At 70.0% G+C, this 17,406-nt stretch carries 13 protein-coding genes and 2 pseudogenes; 8 read left to right on the top strand and 7 right to left on the bottom strand.

The features are described 5' to 3' along the window. Nucleotides 1-226 precede the first annotated feature (226 nt). From gndA to ACWCV3_RS05485, 3 genes are all read left to right on the top strand, one after another. Nucleotides 227-1,666, top strand: coding sequence for an NADP-dependent phosphogluconate dehydrogenase (gene gndA, locus ACWCV3_RS05495; RefSeq protein WP_451218710.1), 1,440 nt, complete (start codon nucleotides 227-229; stop codon nucleotides 1,664-1,666). 536 nt (nucleotides 1,667-2,202) lie between these two features. Next, a complete protein-coding gene (locus tag ACWCV3_RS05490; protein WP_451218707.1) occupies nucleotides 2,203-3,696 on the top strand; it encodes an FAD-binding oxidoreductase in 1,494 nt (497 codons plus the stop codon). A 255-nt stretch (nucleotides 3,697-3,951) separates the two neighbouring features. Beyond that, complete coding sequence (locus ACWCV3_RS05485) at nucleotides 3,952-5,712, top strand: MOSC domain-containing protein (RefSeq protein ID WP_451218704.1); 1,761 nt, start codon at nucleotides 3,952-3,954, stop codon at nucleotides 5,710-5,712. Between the two features lie 713 nt (nucleotides 5,713-6,425). Here the strand turns inward: ACWCV3_RS05485 and ACWCV3_RS05480 are convergent. The 4 genes from ACWCV3_RS05480 to ACWCV3_RS05465 all read right to left on the bottom strand — a co-directional run bounded on the left by ACWCV3_RS05480 (nucleotide 6,426) and on the right by ACWCV3_RS05465 (nucleotide 9,423). Then, nucleotides 6,426-6,755: a GNAT family N-acetyltransferase gene (locus tag ACWCV3_RS05480; RefSeq protein ID WP_451218702.1), complete on the bottom strand. Its 330-nt coding sequence runs from the start codon at nucleotides 6,753-6,755 to the stop codon at nucleotides 6,426-6,428. A gap of 31 nt (nucleotides 6,756-6,786) precedes the next feature. After that, on the bottom strand, nucleotides 6,787-7,206 hold the full coding sequence (gene panD / locus ACWCV3_RS05475) for an aspartate 1-decarboxylase (RefSeq protein WP_451218699.1): 420 nt from the start codon (nucleotides 7,204-7,206) through the stop codon (nucleotides 6,787-6,789). A 378-nt stretch (nucleotides 7,207-7,584) separates the two neighbouring features. Continuing rightward, on the bottom strand, nucleotides 7,585-8,367 hold the full coding sequence (locus ACWCV3_RS05470) for an SDR family NAD(P)-dependent oxidoreductase (RefSeq protein ID WP_451218696.1): 783 nt from the start codon (nucleotides 8,365-8,367) through the stop codon (nucleotides 7,585-7,587). Between the two features lie 435 nt (nucleotides 8,368-8,802). Beyond that, on the bottom strand, nucleotides 8,803-9,423 hold the full coding sequence (locus tag ACWCV3_RS05465) for a VanZ family protein (protein ID WP_451218693.1): 621 nt from the start codon (nucleotides 9,421-9,423) through the stop codon (nucleotides 8,803-8,805). A gap of 155 nt (nucleotides 9,424-9,578) precedes the next feature. Here ACWCV3_RS05465 and ACWCV3_RS05460 point away from each other — a divergent pair, with 155 nt between their 5' ends. From ACWCV3_RS05460 to ACWCV3_RS05440, 5 genes and pseudogenes are all read left to right on the top strand, one after another. Further along, entirely contained in the window at nucleotides 9,579-10,862 is a 1,284-nt protein-coding gene (locus ACWCV3_RS05460; protein ID WP_451218690.1) for a sensor histidine kinase, read from the top strand. Continuing rightward, on the top strand, nucleotides 10,859-11,527 hold the full coding sequence (locus ACWCV3_RS05455; protein ID WP_451218687.1) for a response regulator: 669 nt from the start codon (nucleotides 10,859-10,861) through the stop codon (nucleotides 11,525-11,527). The genes ACWCV3_RS05460 and ACWCV3_RS05455 overlap by 4 nt, the downstream gene beginning before the upstream one ends. A 466-nt stretch (nucleotides 11,528-11,993) precedes the next feature. After that, nucleotides 11,994-12,545 carry a TetR/AcrR family transcriptional regulator gene (locus ACWCV3_RS05450; protein ID WP_249834976.1) on the top strand — a complete coding sequence of 184 codons (552 nt, stop codon included), beginning with the start codon at nucleotides 11,994-11,996 and terminating at the stop codon, nucleotides 12,543-12,545. A gap of 190 nt (nucleotides 12,546-12,735) precedes the next feature. Then, entirely contained in the window at nucleotides 12,736-14,172 is a 1,437-nt protein-coding gene (locus tag ACWCV3_RS05445; protein WP_451218684.1) for a cytochrome P450, read from the top strand. A gap of 44 nt (nucleotides 14,173-14,216) precedes the next feature. Further along, nucleotides 14,217-15,030: pseudogene (locus tag ACWCV3_RS05440) on the top strand (IS701 family transposase); the annotation flags it as partial. On the opposite strand, the gene ACWCV3_RS05435 reads toward ACWCV3_RS05440, so the two are convergent. The 3 genes and pseudogenes from ACWCV3_RS05435 to ACWCV3_RS05425 form a co-directional block, all read right to left on the bottom strand. Next, a complete protein-coding gene (locus tag ACWCV3_RS05435) occupies nucleotides 15,029-15,313 on the bottom strand; it encodes a hypothetical protein (protein ID WP_451218681.1) in 285 nt (94 codons plus the stop codon). The pseudogene ACWCV3_RS05440 and the gene ACWCV3_RS05435 sit on opposite strands and share 2 nt — an antisense overlap. Nucleotides 15,314-15,384: 71 nt before the next feature. Further along, nucleotides 15,385-16,569 carry an NUDIX hydrolase gene (locus tag ACWCV3_RS05430; protein ID WP_451218985.1) on the bottom strand — a complete coding sequence of 395 codons (1,185 nt, stop codon included), beginning with the start codon at nucleotides 16,567-16,569 and terminating at the stop codon, nucleotides 15,385-15,387. Nucleotides 16,570-16,917: 348 nt separating this feature from the next. Further along, nucleotides 16,918-17,379, bottom strand: a pseudogene (locus ACWCV3_RS05425) (NUDIX hydrolase); the annotation flags it as partial. Nucleotides 17,380-17,406 lie beyond the last annotated feature (27 nt).

The raw sequence follows: 17,406 nt of genomic DNA, 5'->3' as shown, positions 1-17,406 counted from the left end.
CAGTACAAGGGCGTAATCCGGCCTGTCACGCTGGTAAGTGGCCGGAGAGGGACTCCGGTTGAGGTCGGGGCCTTGCGGCACCCCGTGAAATGAGCCGGGACGGGTACCGCGTCCGTATCCATGCCTGGCGAGCCGGATGTGCGCTCGCCGGGGCGGCGCGACAGGATGGGCCGCAGGGCCCCCACCGGCGGAGCCGCAGCAACGACGCAGCTAGGGAGCAGGCGGTATGAGCACACACGCGCAGATCGGCGTCACGGGCCTGGCGGTCATGGGCCGCAACCTCGCCCGGAACTTCGCGCGCAACGGCTACACGGTCGCCGTCCACAACCGCACGGCGTCGAAGACGCGCGAGCTGGTCGAGGAGTTCGGGGGCGAGGGCGAGTTCGTCCCGGCCGAGACCGCCAAGGAGTTCGTGGAGGCGCTGGAGCGGCCGCGCCGGCTGGTGGTCATGGTGAAGGCGGGTGAGCCGACGGACGCGGTCATCAAGGAGTTCGCGCCGCTGCTGGAGCCCGGCGACATGATCATCGACGGGGGGAACGCGCACTTCGCGGACACCCGGCGCCGGGAGCGGGAGCTCCGTGAGCAGGGCATCCACTTCGTGGGCACCGGCATCTCCGGCGGCGAGGAGGGCGCGCTGCACGGGCCGAGCATCATGCCGGGCGGTTCGGTGGAGTCGTACGACTCGCTGGGGCCGATGCTGGAGAAGATCTCCGCGAAGGCGGACGACGGCGCGCCCTGCGTGACGCACGTCGGTCCCGACGGCGCCGGGCACTTCGTCAAGATGGTCCACAACGGCATCGAGTACGCCGACATGCAACTGATCGGCGAGGCTTACCAGTTGCTGCGTGATGTCGCCGGGTACTCGCCCGCCGAGATCGCGGACATCTTCCGTACCTGGAACCGGGGGCGGCTGGACTCCTACCTGATCGAGATCACCGCCGAGGTGCTGTCCCACGTGGACGAGGCGACCGGCGAGCCGTTCGTCGACGTGGTGGTGGACCAGGCGGAGCAGAAGGGCACCGGGCGCTGGACGGTGCAGATCGCGCTCGACCTCGGTGTACCGGTCTCCGCCATCGCCGAGGCCGTCTTCGCCCGCTCCGTGTCCGGCCACGCGGAGCTGCGCGAGGCCTCCCGGCACCTCGCCGGCCCCTCCGCCCGCACCCTCGGCAAGGAGGAGGCGGCGGCCTTCGCCGACAGGGTCGAGCAGGCGCTCTACGCCTCGAAGATCGTCTCCTACACCCAGGGCTTCCACCAGATCGCGGTCGGCAGCGAGGAGTACGGCTGGGACATCGACCTCGGCAAGGTCGCCGCGATCTGGCGAGGCGGCTGCATCATCCGCGCCGCCTTCCTCGACCGCATCACCCGGGCCTACGAGGCCAAGCCCGGCCTTCCCAGCCTCCTGGCCGACGAGGGCTTCGCCGACGAGATCGCCGCCGCCCAGGACGACTGGCGTGACGTGATCGCCACCGCCGTCACCCAGGGCGTCCCCACCCCCGCCTTCGCCGCCACCCTCGCCTACTACGACTCCCTGCGCGCCCCCCGCCTCCCCGCGGCCCTCACGCAGGGCCAGCGCGACTACTTCGGCGCCCACACCTACCACCGCACCGACCGCGACGGGACCTTCCACACCCTCTGGGGCGGCGACCGCACCGAAGTCGGCGCCTGACGGCCACGGGACCACCCCGAAGCCGCCCCCTGAGGAGCGGGCTCACCGAATCGCACGAAGGCCCGGGACAGACGGCCTGGTCCCGGGCCTTCGTGCGGCCGGCTCCGCGGCCAGGGCCGGAGAGCCGGGCGCGGCCGGGGACACGCCGCGTCGCCGGACGGCAAGGATCTTCGGATGCCGGACGGCAAGGATCTTCGGATAGCACCCGGCCGGGCCGGCCGCCGGCGCGGGTGCGATCCGCGACTCGGCCGCCGGCGTCCCAGCGCGTTCACCGTCTCGACCAGGCCTCCCGGTTCAGGACCTGGGCGTCCGCCTCCCGCGCACGCCCGCGGCCGTGTCCATGGACGGATCGCCCCGGTCTCGCCGGGCGTCCGCCGACACGGGCCGTCGCCCCGGCGGTTTCGGCAGGAACAGCCCTCCTTCGGGGGCGCGTGTCGGGTGACCGCGGGGATGGCCGCCCTTGCTAGTGTGCGCCTCGCCGAAATCGCCCAAAAGGAGGCGATTCGTGCCAGCTGGCGGTCGAGAGGACACGGACCATGAACGACTTTTCTCGTCGCGGACTACTGAAGGTGACGGCGGCCGCCGGCGCCGGCGCGGTCGTCGTCCCGGGCGTCGCGGTCGCGGAGGCCCCGGCCGCGAGTGCCGTGAACGACATGGCCGAGAGCGCGAAGTGTCCGCCGGCGAAGCTGACCGGCCGCATCGTCCGTCCCAACGACCCCAACTACGCGGAAGCGAGCCTGGGCTGGGACGAACTGTTCGTGCACTACCCGTTGGTGATCGTCTACGCCCAGAACACCCAGGACGTGGTCAACGCCCTCACGTGGGCGCGGCAGCACGACGTGGCACTGCGGGTGCGCAGTGGCGGCCACAGCCTCGAGGGCTGGTCGAACGTGGACAACGGCATCGTGATCGACGTAAGCGAGCTCAAGTCCGCGCACATCGACACGGCCAGCCGTACGGCGACGGTCGGAGCCGGGCTCAACCAGCTGGAAGCGGTGACCGCGCTCGCGAAGAAGAACCTCGCGGTGACGACCGGAACGGAGGGCAGCGTAGGCCTGTCCGGGGCGACGCTCGGCGGCGGTTTCGGCTTCCTCACCCGCTATCTCGGTATGGCCTGCGACAGCCTGATCGGTGCCGAGATCGTCATGGCGGACGGCGCCGAGTGCGCCAAGGTCGTCAAGGCGGATCTGGCGAACCACTCGGACCTGCTGTGGGCCCTTCGCGGGGCGGGCAACGGGAACTTCGGGATCGTCACGTCGCTCACCTACAAGGCCGCTCCGCTGAAGAGCGTCACCTACGTGCAGGCGACGTGGGACGGACTCGGAGACCTGCACCGGATCTTCGACACGTGGCAGCGCACGGCGCCGGTCGCCGACGACCGCCTCGGCACCCAGGTCGAGATCCACCGGAACCAGATCCTGCTGTTCGCGGTCCTCGCGGAAGGGACACCGGCGGAGGCGAAGAAGCTGCTGGCCCCGATCCTGTCCATCGGCGCGCCCCACGTCTCGGTGCAGGTCGGCAACTGGGGTGACGTGTACGCGGGGTTCCAGATTCCGACCGCGGACGAGCCGGCGAACTGGAAGTTCTTCTCGCAGTTCACCAACAAGCCGTTCCCGAGGAAGGCGATCAGCGTGATCGCCTCGTTCATGAAGGACGCGCCCACGGACGACAGCAACTTCTTCACCCAGGCCTTCGGCGGAGCGGTCAGGAAGAGCCCCCGCGGTGGTACGGCGTTCCCGCACCGCGACGCGCTGTTCTACTCCGAGCCGGGTGCAGGCTGGGGCAACCGCGGGGAGCCGGGCAGCGGCGACGAACTGACCTCGCAGGCCCAGGCCTGGATCGCCGAGTTCAGCCAGGCGCTGCGGCCCTACGTGAACGGCGCCTACGTCAACGTCCCGAACGTCGGCATGCAGGACTGGGAGACCGCCTACTGGGGCCGCAACTTCGACCGCCTGCGCGAGATCAAGGCGAAGTACGACCCCCGCAACGTCTTCCAGTACGAGCAGAGCATCCCGCCGGCGTTCTGCTGACCGGCACGGCCGGGCCCCCGTCCCGGCCGGGACGGGGGCCCGGCCGTGTCACCCCCACATGGCAGAGCCAGGAAGAACGAAGGGAACGGTGTTCCGCGCCGGTTCCGCACCTTCCAGGAAGGTCAGGGAAACGACCGGCAGATCCGTGATCACGGAATCGCGGCGGCACCGGCACGGAACTAGGATCGTTCCCGAGGCACAGATCACAGCGCCATGAGGGGCTGCCCCGGCGGGCCGTCCCGCAGGAGGTCAGCGATGGCGACGCTGCTGTCGGTCAACGTAGGCACGCCCAAGGATGTCTCCTGGCAGGGAAGGACCGTCCGCACCGGGGCCTGGAAGACCCCGGTGACGGGCCCCCGTATGGTCCGGCGGCTCAACGTCGAGGGAGACGGTCAAGGAGACCTCGCCGGGCACGGTGGCGAAATGCGTGCTGTCCTCGTCTACCAGCTTCAGTCCTACCAGTACTGGCAGACGCAGCTCCGCCGCGACGACCTGGCCTTCGGGATGTTCGGGGAGAACTTCACCGTCGACGGGCTGCCCGACGACGACGTGTGCATCGGCGACCGCTACCGCATCGGCGAAGCCGAATTCGAGGTCACCCAGCCACGCGTCACCTGCTACCGCGTCGGCATGCGCCTGGGTGAGCCGGCCATGGCCTCCCTGCTGGTGGCCCAGCACCGCCCCGGCTTCTACCTGCGCGTCCTCGCAGAGGGCCGTGTCCAGGCCGGCGACGAGATCACACTCACCCGCAGGGGTCCGGAAGAACTCAGCGTCGCCGACACCGACGCACTGCTGTACCTGCCCGGCCGCGACCCGGCGAAGCTGCGCAAAGCCCAGAACATCCCCGCCCTGAGCCCGGGATGGCAGCAGTCCTTCCGCGAGCTCGCCGCCGCCCGGCAGCCCGGACGAGAACCGGCACGGCCCGGTGAAGGCGACACCACCCGGCAGCCCGCCCAGGCGCCGGGATGGCCCGGGTTCAGGACGATGCGCGTCGCCCGCATCGTCCAGGAGACCCCGAGCGTCTCGTCGGTCCACCTCCAGGCCATCGACGCCACACCTCTCCCCGAGGGACACCCGGGCCAGTACCTTTCCCTCCGCGTGCCCGTCGACGACGCCGCCCCCGCGGTGCGCACCTACTCGCTCTCGTCCACTCCCGTGGACGGCACCTACCGCATCAGCGTCAAGCAGGAGCCCCACGGGAAGGTCAGCGGCTACATCCACTCCAGGCTTCGTCCGGGGGACCTGCTGGGCGTCGCCAGCCCGCGCGGAACGTTCGTACTCGAAGACGGGACCCGGCCGATCGCTCTCGTCTCGGCGGGAATCGGAGCCACCCCGGTGCTCGCCATGCTCCACCACCTGGCCGCCAGAGGGGATCCACGTCCTGTCTGGTGGATCCACACCGCGCACGACCGCGCCCACCACGCCTTCGCGGACGAGGCCCACACGCTCCTGGAGCAGCTGCCCGACGCCCACGAGCACATCTACTACACCTCGGGAATCCCCCGCCCCGGACAGTCCCGCGTCACCCAGGGCCGCCCCACCGCGTCATCCCTCGCGGGCCTCGGCATCCCCGCAGACGCGGACGCCTACCTCTGCGGACCGGCCGCCTTCATGGAGGACGTCGCCGCCTTTCTGCGCGGTCGCGGTCTGAGCCCGGAGAGGATCCACGCGGAACAGTTCAGCGCCCTCCCAGCCGTCAACCCCGGCATCGCGCCGGCGGCCGCTGTCCGGCCGCACCCACCAGCCGGTACCAAGGGCACCGGCCCCCTCATCACCTTCGCGCGCAGCGGCTTCACCACCCCGTGGTCGTCGGCACATGCCTCCCTGCTCGAGCTCGCGGAAGCGTGCGACATCCCCACGCGCTGGTCCTGCCGCACGGGTGTGTGCCACACCTGCGTCACCCAGCTCGTGGCAGGTGACGTCACCTACACCACCCCGCCCCTCGAACTGCCGGAAGCCGGCACCGTCCTCGTCTGCTGCAGCGCACCGACGACCGAGGTGGTCCTCGATCTTTGACGGGCCGGCGGCCGCAAGCCACTGCTCGGCTGCCCCACGCCGGACGAGTCGTGCCTGCCGACAGAGCGGTCGAGGACCACATGACCGACGGAGGCGGCTTCGTGGCCGAACCGCTGATTCGACGCGCACACGACTCGGCGAGTGGACAAGACACTCACCTTCCATCTCGCGGTCAGGTGGGCCGACGCGGGCGCCCAGACTCGAGACCGGCGGCCTGCACCGGGCGACGAGCGTCCCCTCCACGAGCGCGGAGGCTAGGCCGGTACCAGTCCGCACACGTGCCGGGGATTCGTGCCGATGACGACGCGTGCGCGGCGGAGCCGCGACGGATGGGAACTACCCCCGGCCGTCGCGGCTCCGCCGTTCACTGGACCGAGGTGGGGCGCCCGGCCCTCAGAACCGGTCAGCGGCTCAGCGGGGGTCCCGGCTCAGGGCTCGGCGCGGGCTCCGGGCCCGGTGGGACGGGCGACGGAGAGGGGCCGGGCGGCACCGGCCCGGGGGCCGGAGGCGGTGGGCCGGGCGCCGGGGGTGCCGGCTCGGGGGACGGGTCCGGCGGTGGTACCGGGGTGGGGTACGGGTCCGGTGGGGTGGGACCGGGCACCGGGGGAACCGGGTCGGGATTCGGCTGTGTCATGACTGCCTCCGTGCGGTCGCCGGACTTCGTGGTGACCACCTCCCGACTACCCGCCGGGTTCCGCTCCACTCCCCCGCGCTCAGCGACGCACCGACTCCTTCGCGGCGGCGACCAGCGCGGGATCTGCGGCGGGAGCCTCGTCGGGGTGCCGCTCGGCCCAGGAGACGACGTAGGGGCAGAGCGGAGCGACGGCCACACCCTCCCGGCCGGCGAGCGCGTACAGCTCCCGGGCGAGCGACCCCGCGATGCCCTTGCCCTCATGGGCGGGCTCCACGATGGTGTGGACGGGAACCAGGGCGCGCGCGGGCGCGTCGAGCACGAAGTACTCGATGTAGCCGACGACCTCACCTTCGGCGACGGCCTCGAGCCGGCCGGCCTTCCGGTCGTCACGAATCTCGGCACCGCTCATGGGCACGCACGCTCCTGGTCGTCGTTCACGGTCAGGCCGACACGGCCTGCGGGCTGCGCCGCTGGCCGGAACCGGGCACCGGCTCGGACGCGTCGGCGCCGAGGGCCACGATCCGGTTCCCCGCGTCCACATGCACGACCCTGGGCTTCAGCTCGCGCGCCTCGGCGTCGGAGACCTGAGCGTAGCTGATGATGATCACCAGGTCACCGGGCTGCACGAGATGCGCGGCGGCCCCGTTGATCCCGATCACCCCGGACCCACGCTCCCCCTCGATGACGTACGTCTCCAGCCGGGCGCCGTTGGTCACGTCCACGATGTGCACCAGCTCGCCGGGCAGCAGATCCGCCGCCTCCAGCAGCTCGGCGTCGATGGTCACCGATCCCACGTAGTGCAGGTCGGCCTGGGTGACGGTGGCGCGGTGGATCTTGGACTTGAACATTGTACGAAACATGAGGAAACTCCCGATTCGTCCTGCTCCCTGCCTGCTTCTGCAGGTCAAGGGCGATGTTTCGGAGGCTACAACGTTTCGCATGTGTGGTCAGCTGCCGCCGGGTGTTTGAGGACTCACGCTGACCGATTGCTGACTTTCCTGACGACTACACCTGGACCCGCCCCGACCACGCCTGAACGGCAGAGTCCGTGGAGAGCACGGTACTCGGAGACGGGTACGCCGGCTTCGGCGAGCGGCACGGAGAAACGGACCGGTGGCAACACCGGCACCGCGCTCCGTGCCGACTCAACAGGCCCCCCGCCGCTGGATACGGGCCGACGGGCCGACGGGCGTGGGCGCCCGGGCGCTGACTGGAGTCCGCGCATCTGGATGGGTTTTCTACATGACGACGACGGCGTTCTTCCCGCCGTCCACGGCGAGTGTTGCTCCGTTGATGTAGGACGCCTGGGGGGAGACGAGGAAGCGGATGGCGTTCGCGACCTCGTTGGGGTCTCCGCCGCGGCCGGAGGGCAGCGAGGCGAGGTAGGTGGTGAACATGGAGCGGATGTCCTGGTTGACGCGGGTGAGGATGTAGCCGGGGTCGACGGAGTTGACCCTGACGCCTCGGGGGCCGTACTCGGCGGTCCATGACTTGGTCATCATGGACAGAGCCGCTTTTGATGCCTGGAAGGCGCAGGTGCCGGATGCGGCCATCGAGGTGCTCAGGCTGCCGACGTTGATGATGACCCCGTGTCCGCGTTCGGCCATGGCGGGGGCGAACGCGCCGGTCAGGAGGAACGGTGCTTTGGCATGGACGTTGAACGCGGTGTCGAACATGGTCTCCGGCGTGGCTTCGGTCGGTGCGAAGCTGCCGCCGCCGGCGTTGTGGACCAGGACTTCGAGCGGGCCGTCGATGGCCTCACGTACCTGGCCGATGAGGGTGCGTACCGCTGCGGGGTCGGCCAGGTCGGCGACCAGGTCGATCGCACGGCCGCCCGCGGACTCGATGATTCGGCGGCTCTCGGCGGCCCGGTCCCTGTCGCGGCCGGTGATGATGAGCGCGTATCCGTCGCCGGCCAGGCCCAGTGCCGTCGCCCGGCCGATCCCGCTGGTCGAACCGGTCACCAGTGCCCACGGCGTGTCCGAGGGGGAAGTGCCTGAAACGTCTGTATGAATGCTCATCGCTGAGTCCTCTCAGGTGGTCAAAGGGTGTCGCGGGCACAGTCGTTGCGGGCTGCGGGCGGGTCCGAGCCCGTTGATCGGCGTGGTGGCCGAGGGGTGTTCGGGTTACGGACTGGCCTGGTCGGTGAGCAGTTCTGCGAGGCCGGTGCGCCGGTGGAACTCGGCGCGTGTGCGGTCGTGGACGGCGGAGACGACTTCGCTGCCGTCTTTGCTGGGGTCGGCGTGGACACGAAAGGTCGAGGAGAAGCACTACACCAACCGGGCAACGACCGAACGAACGAACCTCAAACCCCGTCAACCCGCCCTGGCCAGCTGACCAGCACCTCCCACAGGCCGGGGGAACCTCAGATCCGTTCCCTGCGCGAGCGCGACGGCAACGACGGTGCATAGCCGTGCCCGCGTAGTGGCCTTCGGTGGCGGCCCGTCGGGCCACGGTCAGGAGTTGGCGGCGGTGGCATCGGCCGGGCGGGGCGCCACTGGCCCCCGCGCGGCGAACGCGGAGCCAGGCAGGGCGAGGGTGTGCAGCAGGCGGGCCAGGGCCGGGACGCGGGCCGCGCGGTGGAGGACGACGTACCCGATGAGCCCGCCGAGCGTGTTGACCACGAGGTCGGTGACATCGGTCAGACGGGCGTTGTTGCACATGATGTACATGAGGAGCTGGATCAGCTCGATCGACAGACTCACCACCGCTGTGAGGGCCGTGACCCGCCCCTTCGACCCGGCCCGGGCCGACATCAGCGGGAGCAGCATGCCGAGCGGGACCGTCAGGATCATGTTGGCGACGATGCTCGGGTCGGGGCTGGGCAACGGGATCCAGTTGATCTGGTTGGTCCAGGGCATCTGGTTGGCGTACTTGCCGTAGGTCACCACGACCGGGAAGAGCGTGAGGGCGAGGACGCCGGCTGCGTATCCGGCCGCCAGCAGGCGGGTCACGGCGTGCCCTCCCGTCCAGCCGGGTCTGCCCTGGCGTACCCGGACGGCCACCAGCACGCCGAACGAGGCCAGCAGCGGCCCCAGCACGGTGGGGGCACCGATCTCGAAGTTGACGTCGGACATGGGGAGTTGCTCCTTGCTTTGCCGGGTTGACTGCCGGTGGCGTCCGGCGGCGAAGTCAACTCTCGTCCGCCGCGCCCGGGCGGCGGATCTTGCGAAAGTCAGATCTTTCAGAGAGCACTACGACTTTCGGCCGACCTTCCGGCTAGGCTCCCGACATGACGTCCTGGCGATCTTGGCGATGGTCGTGGGCGCGCACGGCGATGTGGCCCGTCGTGGGCGTGCTGCTGCTCTGTCTCGGTTGGTTCGACTACCTGATCGGCGCGTTCGGTCTGCTGGGCCGGGCGTTCACCAGCATCGACGCACACACGGCCGGTCCGCTGATGGTGTGCTCGGCGATGCTGTCGGCCGCCGCTCTCCTGCTCTGGCCCCGGCTGGGCGCCCAGGGCCTGCCGCTCGTGACCGGTGCCGTGGCGGCGCTGTCGCTCGGTACGACGGCCTTCGTCCACGTCATCTGGGTGTTGTCCGTCCGGAACGAGAACGGGTACACGCCCGTGGAGCCACCGGTCGGATTCACCGAACCGGCGGCGCTGCTGGGGTTGTTGACGCTGACCGCATGGCGCGGCGCACCGAGGAGGGCGGCTGCGGCCGCGGCGGCCTGCATCGCGGCGATCGTCCTGCGCCCGGTGGCCGTCGAGATCGATCTGAGCAGCATGGTCCTGGCGTTCTTCTTCACCCTGGCGGCCATAGCCGCCCTGGCCATCGGCCTGACCATACGTCTGGTCGTCACCGACCGGCAGCGCAGGGAGACCGCCGTACGGCTCGAGCAACGCGCCGAGTTCGCCCGGGACCTGCACGACTTCGTCGCCCATCATGTCACGGGCATCGTCATCCAGGCACAGGGGGCGCGCTCGATCGCCGCCCGCCGCCCGGACCTGGTGCCGCCGGCACTGGAACGGATCGAGCACGCGGGGGCGGAGGCGCTGAAGTCGATGCGTGCGATGGTCGGGATGTTGCGCGACACCCCCCCGGCGGACGCGGGCGAGACGCGGGAAACGGTCACCGCCCCGCTCGTCGGCATGTCGGAAGTGCGTTCCCTCGTCGGGGAGTTCGCCCCGGTCGGCGGCGGCCGGGCGAGCCTGCGGACGGAGGGCGACTTTGAGGACCTGCCCGTGGAGGTGGTCACCACCCTGCACCGGGTGGTCATGGAGGCGCTGACCAACATACGCAAGCACGCTCGCGACTTCACCGAGGTTCAGGTGCGCCTGGTCCGCTCCGGGCCCCGGGTCACCGTGACCGTGAGCGACGACGGACGGACCCGCGCCGGCCACCAGGCCCTCCAGGCGCTCGGCGGTGGTTTCGGACTGAAGGGGCTGGCGGAGCGGGTGGGCATGATCGGTGGCCGGGTCCAGTCGGGCCCCGCGGCGGCCGGAGGCTGGCGCGTCGAGGCGACACTGCCGGTAGGCGCACGCCTGGACGCGTCCGTGGGAAGCGCGGCATGACGGGCCGGGAGAAGATCCGTGTGCTGCTGGCCGACGACCAGGCCATGGTCCGGACCGGCTTCGAGATGATTCTGGCAGCCGAGGACGACGTCGAGGTCGTCGGACAAGCTGCGGACGGCCTGGAGGCGGTGGAACTCGCCGAGCGACACCGCCCCGACGTCGTCCTGATGGACATCCGCATGCCCCGGCTGGACGGCCTGGAGGCGCTGCGCCGGCTGACCCGTCCCGGCCTGGTCGACCCCCCGAAGGTCGTCGTGGCCACGACGTTCGACGACGACGAGTACGTCCACCGCGCCCTGCGCGACGGGGCCTGCGGCTTCCTGCTCAAGGACTCCGGCCCCGCGCTGCTGGTCGAGGCGATCCGCGCCGCGGCGTCCGGGGAAGCCCTGGTCAGCCCGTCGATCACGCTTCGACTGTTCAGGGGCCTGCCGACCCCGGCCGCGCACGGCGCCCGGGAACCGCGGTCCTCTGGCCTGTCGGCCCGCGAGACGGACGTGGTACGGCTCGTGGCCAACGGCCTCACCAACGCGGAGATCGCCGCAGAACTGTCGATCTCCGTGGGCACGGTGAAAACCCATCTGGGCAACGTGCAGACCAAACTCCCCGCCCGAAACCGCGTCGAGATCGCCGCATGGGCCTGGCGGTCGGGCATCGTCGACCGCTGAAGTTTCGACCTGCCCCGATCGTGCCGGGCACCGCGGCCCCAGGCTCATGACCACCACCGGTACCCACTCGAACTGCCCCCACCCGCGCATCAGGGCCGGCCTGCACAACCTCGCCGTCGGTGTCCACTGTCAGGACGGCCACACGGGCGGTCTCCGTGAGACCGCCCCCGCACGATCGAAGTCCCGCTGCACCCCCGCCGCCCAGCGACAGCGAAACCATGCTGGAGTCCTGGACGCGGTTGCCTGGGAGTGTTTGGGCCAGGCTGACCAGGCGCCGGGTAACTAGAGTCGGAACATGTTGGAAAGCAACAACTTCGGAGCGATGCTGCGGCAGTGGCGCGATCGAACGTCGCGGCCAGGGCCGCCCGTCCACCCTCCCGCCAGGTTGGCAACGACTCGATGGGTCTCTCCGGGGCGCCGCGTTAAGTTCTTACGAACGAACTCGACCAAATGAGGGATGTGGCGGGTGCCTGGCGAAGCATTGCGTGACCGGCTGCTGGACGCGGCCCTTGAACTGGCCTCTCCCGGCCTGGTTCTCGCCGTGCCGTCCTTGCGGTCGGCGGCCCGGGCCTGCGGGGTGTCCGCCACGGCGGTGTATCGCTACTTCGCCTCGCAGAGTGAGCTCAACCGAGCCATTCTCCTGCGCATCGATGCCATCTTCGTCGCTGCGCTGACCGAGGCCGACGATCCGAAGCTGCCTCCTCTCGACCGCCTCCGCCGCATCGCCGCTGCCTACTTGGCCTGGGGCGTCGCCAACCCAGGGCTGTACCAGCTGCGTTTTGAGAGTGCCGGCCAACTGGGCGACGACTACGTACAGAGCGGGGCGGCGGACGTCGTCCTGGGAGGCATCGGCCAACTGGCCAGAGGGGCGGGCGCAGACGAGCGCGTCACTGCTGAGGATCTCTGGGTCGGCATGCACGGAGTGGTCTCCCTGCGCATCCACAAGCCACACCTGGCGTGGCCGGACGTGGAGACACACGTCGACCGGCTCTTCATCCTGTGGGGCTTCACTGCCTGAACGCCGTCACCAGGCCGCCCCTCTTCTCCCTCTTCGCCTTTCGGCGTGTCAGCGGTCACCCCTTCCCGCTCCGGTCATCCGAGGCCGACGACACTCGACATGGCAGGTTGACGCCTGTTAACTTCAGTCGCGGTTAACAGGTGTCAACCTGTGTGCCCAGGCCTGATCTGCCATGGAAAGGACCGAGAGCATGCTCACTGTCCACGACCTCCCGGAGCCGTCGGCGTTTCCCCTGCTGGGTCACCTCCCGGCCCTGGCACGCGGTCCGGCCATGCACCGCGTGCTCCATGACTGGCGGGACACGTACGGCCCGACCTACCGGATCCGGTTGGGCCGTACTCCCCTGGTCGTCACCTCGTCGCCGAACATCGTTCAGACAGTTCTGCGCGAGCGACCGGGAGCATTCCGGCGGGCTCCGCTGCTGGCGCAACTCATCCACGAGATAGGCGCTCCAGGTCTGTTCGATGCAGAAGGCGAGGACTGGCACCGTATGCGACAGATCGCAATGCGGGGCTTACGTGCCGAGGCATTGCGTGACTCCTTCTCCGTGATCATCCGGTCTGTAGAGCGGCTCCAGATGCTCTGGGCCGCTACGGGGGGTGCGCGGGTGAACGTCCTCGACGACCTGATGCGCTACACGGTCGAAGTGTCGACGGCCTTGTTCTCAGGCCACGATCTGGACGCCCTGGGACCACAGCAAAGCGATGGCCTGGCCGGGCGCCTGCCACTGGCTTTCGAGAAACTCGGGCGCCGGATCTCCAGCCCGATCCCGTACTGGCGGTGGGTCCGCCTGCCCGCTGACCGCAGGCTGGACGCCACCATTGCGGAGCTCCGTGGCTTGGTGGAGAAACAGTACGTCCAGGCCAGGCGTAGCGTGGCAGAAGGGCGGGAGCCGGTTACCTACCTCGAGGCGCTCGCCGAGGCAGGCACGAACGGCGGCGAACAACTGGCGGAGAAGGACGTCGTCAGCGCCGTGGTCAACATGATCGTAGCGGGGGAGGACAACACTGCCGCCGCTGCCGCATGGGCGCTGTACTACCTGGCCGCCCATCCCGAGGTGCAGCGGAAGGTACGGGAAGAGGCAGAGGGGGTGCTGGGGGACACGGGACTCCGAGCCGACCCGGCCGCCCTGTCCCGGTTGCGCTATGCCGAGGCGGTGGTCAACGAATCGATCCGCCTGCGCCCGACGAGCCCTTTCTTGATCATGCAGACCGCCCGTGACATCACCGTTGCGGACGGAGCGGACGCCTTGCATCTGAAGGCCGGAACCCTTGTCATGCCGCTACTGACACACGCTTCGGATGCCGACGACAGCAGATACCCGGACCCCGGCGCATTCGAGCCTGAGCGCTGGCTGTCCTCCTCCGCCCCGCGGACGACCGGCGTATCACCGTTCCTGCCCTTCGGAGGCGGGCCTCGGTTCTGCCCCGGACGCAACCTCGCCCTCATCGAGATGACCATGGTCGTCGCAATGGTGTGCCACCACTTCGAGTTGGAGGCCGACACAACAGCCGGCCCGGTCGGCGAACGCGTGACCTTCGCGATGATGCCAACGAACCTGGGCATCCGGATGCACCCCACGGATCGCCTCCGCATGGGCCACCGGAAATCCAGCGCCGACGCCTAGTAGTGCTCGTTACGTTGGGTGATCTCGGCTGGTGGTGGGTTTCCTGCGGAGCGTCGGGCAAACGGGCGAACTGCCAGGTCGCGGTCAGCGTGCATACCGCCCGACACCGCTTCCTGTCCGCTGGAGTGGGAACTGTTCCTGTCCGAGGAATGGGCGCACGACGACCGGCGGCGGCAGCGGGCCGGGATACCCGAAGAGGTCGGGGATGCCTCCAAGACGCACCTGGCTCTGGGGCTTCTGGACCGACTGGCCGCACAGCAACTGCAGGTGCCGGTGATCGTGGCCGATGCCGGCTACGGCCGCAGCGTGGCCTTCCGGCTCGCACTGGAAGAGCGCGGCTGGTCCTATGTGACGGCCGTCTACCCCAAAGAGATCGCACGGCCGGTCACCGCCGAGCCGTACCAGCCGGCCCATGGCGGGCTCGGACCTCCCCCTCTGCCCCGCTGCCGTGACAAGCCCCGCTCGCTGCCCGGCCCTGTTGCCGAGGCTGCCGTGATTGAGCCGGTCACCTGGCGCCAGGGCAGCAAGTCCATGATGACCTCGCACTTCGCCGTGCTCCAAGTGCGGCCCTCGGGTAAGGAAGCCACCCGCATCGCACAGGAACAGGCCGGAGGACCCCGTCGCTGGGACGGAGTGCTGCCGGTGCGGACCCTGCTGGTCGAACGGCCCGAAGAAGCCGGCGAGCCGACCGGCTACTGGATGACCAACCTGCCCGCCACCACCCCGGTCGCCGACCTGGTGCGGTGGGCGAAGATGCGCTGGCGGATCGAGCACGGCTACCGCGAGCTCAAGCACGGCCTGGGCCTGGACCACTTCGAAGGCCGCACCTGGCGCGGCTGGCACCACCACGTCACCCTTAGCGGGAGACGCCGCGGTGATCACGGACCAGAGATGTGATCATCTGGCTGTAGCGGTCGGCGTACCGGATCCCTTCGAGCACCCCGTGAAAGCCGGCGTTCAGTGCTTCGCGTGCGATCCTGCCCAGCAGGGCGATGTTGGCGCCGCGCGCGGTGTCGTGTTCCCTGAGCACGTTGCGGCGGATCACGTCCTGGCCCACGATCGCGACACCGCGGCCGTAGTGATCACGCAGTCCCTGGGCCACACTCGACTTGCCTGACGCCGAGTTGCCACGGATCACCACGGGGCGGGTGTCCTCACGTCCGGCCGCAGTCGCCCTCGACACGCGACGGTGTGCGCGGTTCGTTGTGCCGGTCATGCGGGCCAGCCCGTCTCGCTGTACAGCTCCCCGTTCTGGATCTTTCCGATGGCCAGCCGGGTGTAGGAGACGAGGTCGTCGGGGAGTTCAGCAGGGTCCCAGAATTTCCACTCGGTGCATTTGTCCGGCTCGCGCAGCTCCGGCTCGCCGCTCCAGGCGTGGGCGCGGAAGAACAGACCCATGCGGGGCCGGTCTCCGGCCTTGTCGATGTGGTGGACGACGTGGACGAGTTCGACGTCCTGGCGCTCGATGCGTAGGCCGGCTTCCTCCCGTGCCTCCCGGACAAGGCAGGCGACGGCGTTCTCCTGCTCGCAATGGCCAGCGAGGACGTGCCAGGTGGACGGAGCGAACTGGGAGTTGGGGTGACGCAGCCCGAGCAGCACCGTCCCGTCGGGGCGCTCCAGGTAGAGGTGGACGCCGATGACGTTGAGGACCGTGCCGTTCGGCGAAGCAGGGTGACGCTCCTCGGGCGAGGAGAGCCCGCTCTGCGGCGCGGTGCTCGCCGGGCGGCTGGCGGCGTGGCGCCGTACGAGGTCGCCCGTGGTGTCGGCGATACGCAGGCGGTGGAGGTCGTCCGGGGCGAACCAGGCCAGCATCACCCCTTCCGTCAGGCGGAGTTCGCGGGGATCGCCGTTCCAGCGGCCCGCGTAGACAGCGATGGGCACGACCGCGCCGGCGTCGTCGGAGGCGTGCTCGGTGCCGAACGGGGTCAGATCGGCGATAGCGAGGCCGGCTTCCTCTGCCAGTTCACGCCGAACCGTGTGTTCCAGGGTGGCGTCCTGGGACTCTCGGCCGCCACCCAGCAGGGACCACATGCCCGGCTCCCAGATCTCGCCGGGAAAGTAGTCGCGCAGGTGGAGCAGGTACTCGCCGCGGTCGTTGTAGATCAGTGCGGAGGCGTTGGCCGTCTCCGGTTCGGCCTGGAGCGGGAGCTTGAGGAGCTTCTCGCGCAGGGAAGGGGAGGCCGCCCTGTCCACGGGCCGCCACTCGATGCCGCCGATCTCCTCTTCCTGCAGCATCACCTCCACCTCGTTCGCGGTGCGCAGGCGGAAGAGGAACCGGAGGTCGAAGTGCTGGTGCCCTGGTTCGTTTTTGCCAGGTTTGGCGTCGATGTCGTGGATGTCGATGTCGAGCGGCACCGTCTCGTAGCCGGGCCACGGCGTGACGGCCTGGGGCGGGATCCCGGTCTCCTCGTACAGCTCCCGCAGTGCTGCTGCTGCCAGGGACTGGTGTGTCCGCCAGGGGCGAGGACCTTCCCGCTCGCCAGGTGCAGCACGTGCAGGACGCGGCCGAGTGGGTCGATGACGATTGCGCCGCAGGTGACGTGTCCGGTGAACGTGGAGCGGCTTGCGATCTCGTCGCCGGTCCGGTCGAGGGCATCCAGTAGTCCGCCGAGCTGCTCGCGCTCGTGAGGGTGGCGAGCGAGGTAAGCACCGACGGTGGTGCGGATGTGATCGTGCGACAACGGCATGGGGCTACCTCACAGGGCGTGGAGCGGGAGGAGTCGAGGTGGGGGTGGGCGCGTCGGGTCAGCTCAGCCGCATCCCCTCCGCCGGGATCTCCTCGACGGCGGCGGTGCGAGCGATGGGCAGCCCCCACCGCTTGCGTGCCGTCTCCGCCGCGAGCTGGGCTTGCCGCGCTCCCGGTGGGCCCCATCCCAGCAGCGCGGCTGCCTGGGCGGGCGTGACGAGCAGGCGGGCGAGGGGGTGGCCGGTGGCGGGGTCGACGGCCGCCGGCCCGACGGGGGTGACCCGGGCGGCCGGGCGGAGCTTCGCGTTGGGCCCCACGCCGCCGTAGACCTCGCCCGTCTCGTCCAGCACCCAGCCCAGTCGCACCGGATCGGACAGGGTGAGCTGGGCCTCCTCGGCAGCTTCGCGGTGCAGGGTGTCCTCGGGAGGCGCGTCGGTCGTCTCCACGGTGCCGCGGGGCAGCTCCTTCCGGGTTGATCGGGCGGTTGGAACGTGGTGCGAAGAGAGCGTCAGGAGCGGGCCGGTGTCTCTGCGCCGGCAGACCGGTGG

The sequence above is a fragment of the Streptomyces sp. NPDC001781 genome (assembly GCF_053596035.1).
The sequence above is the reverse complement of the archived record's forward strand: the minus strand, read 5'-3'. Positions and strand labels throughout refer to the sequence as shown.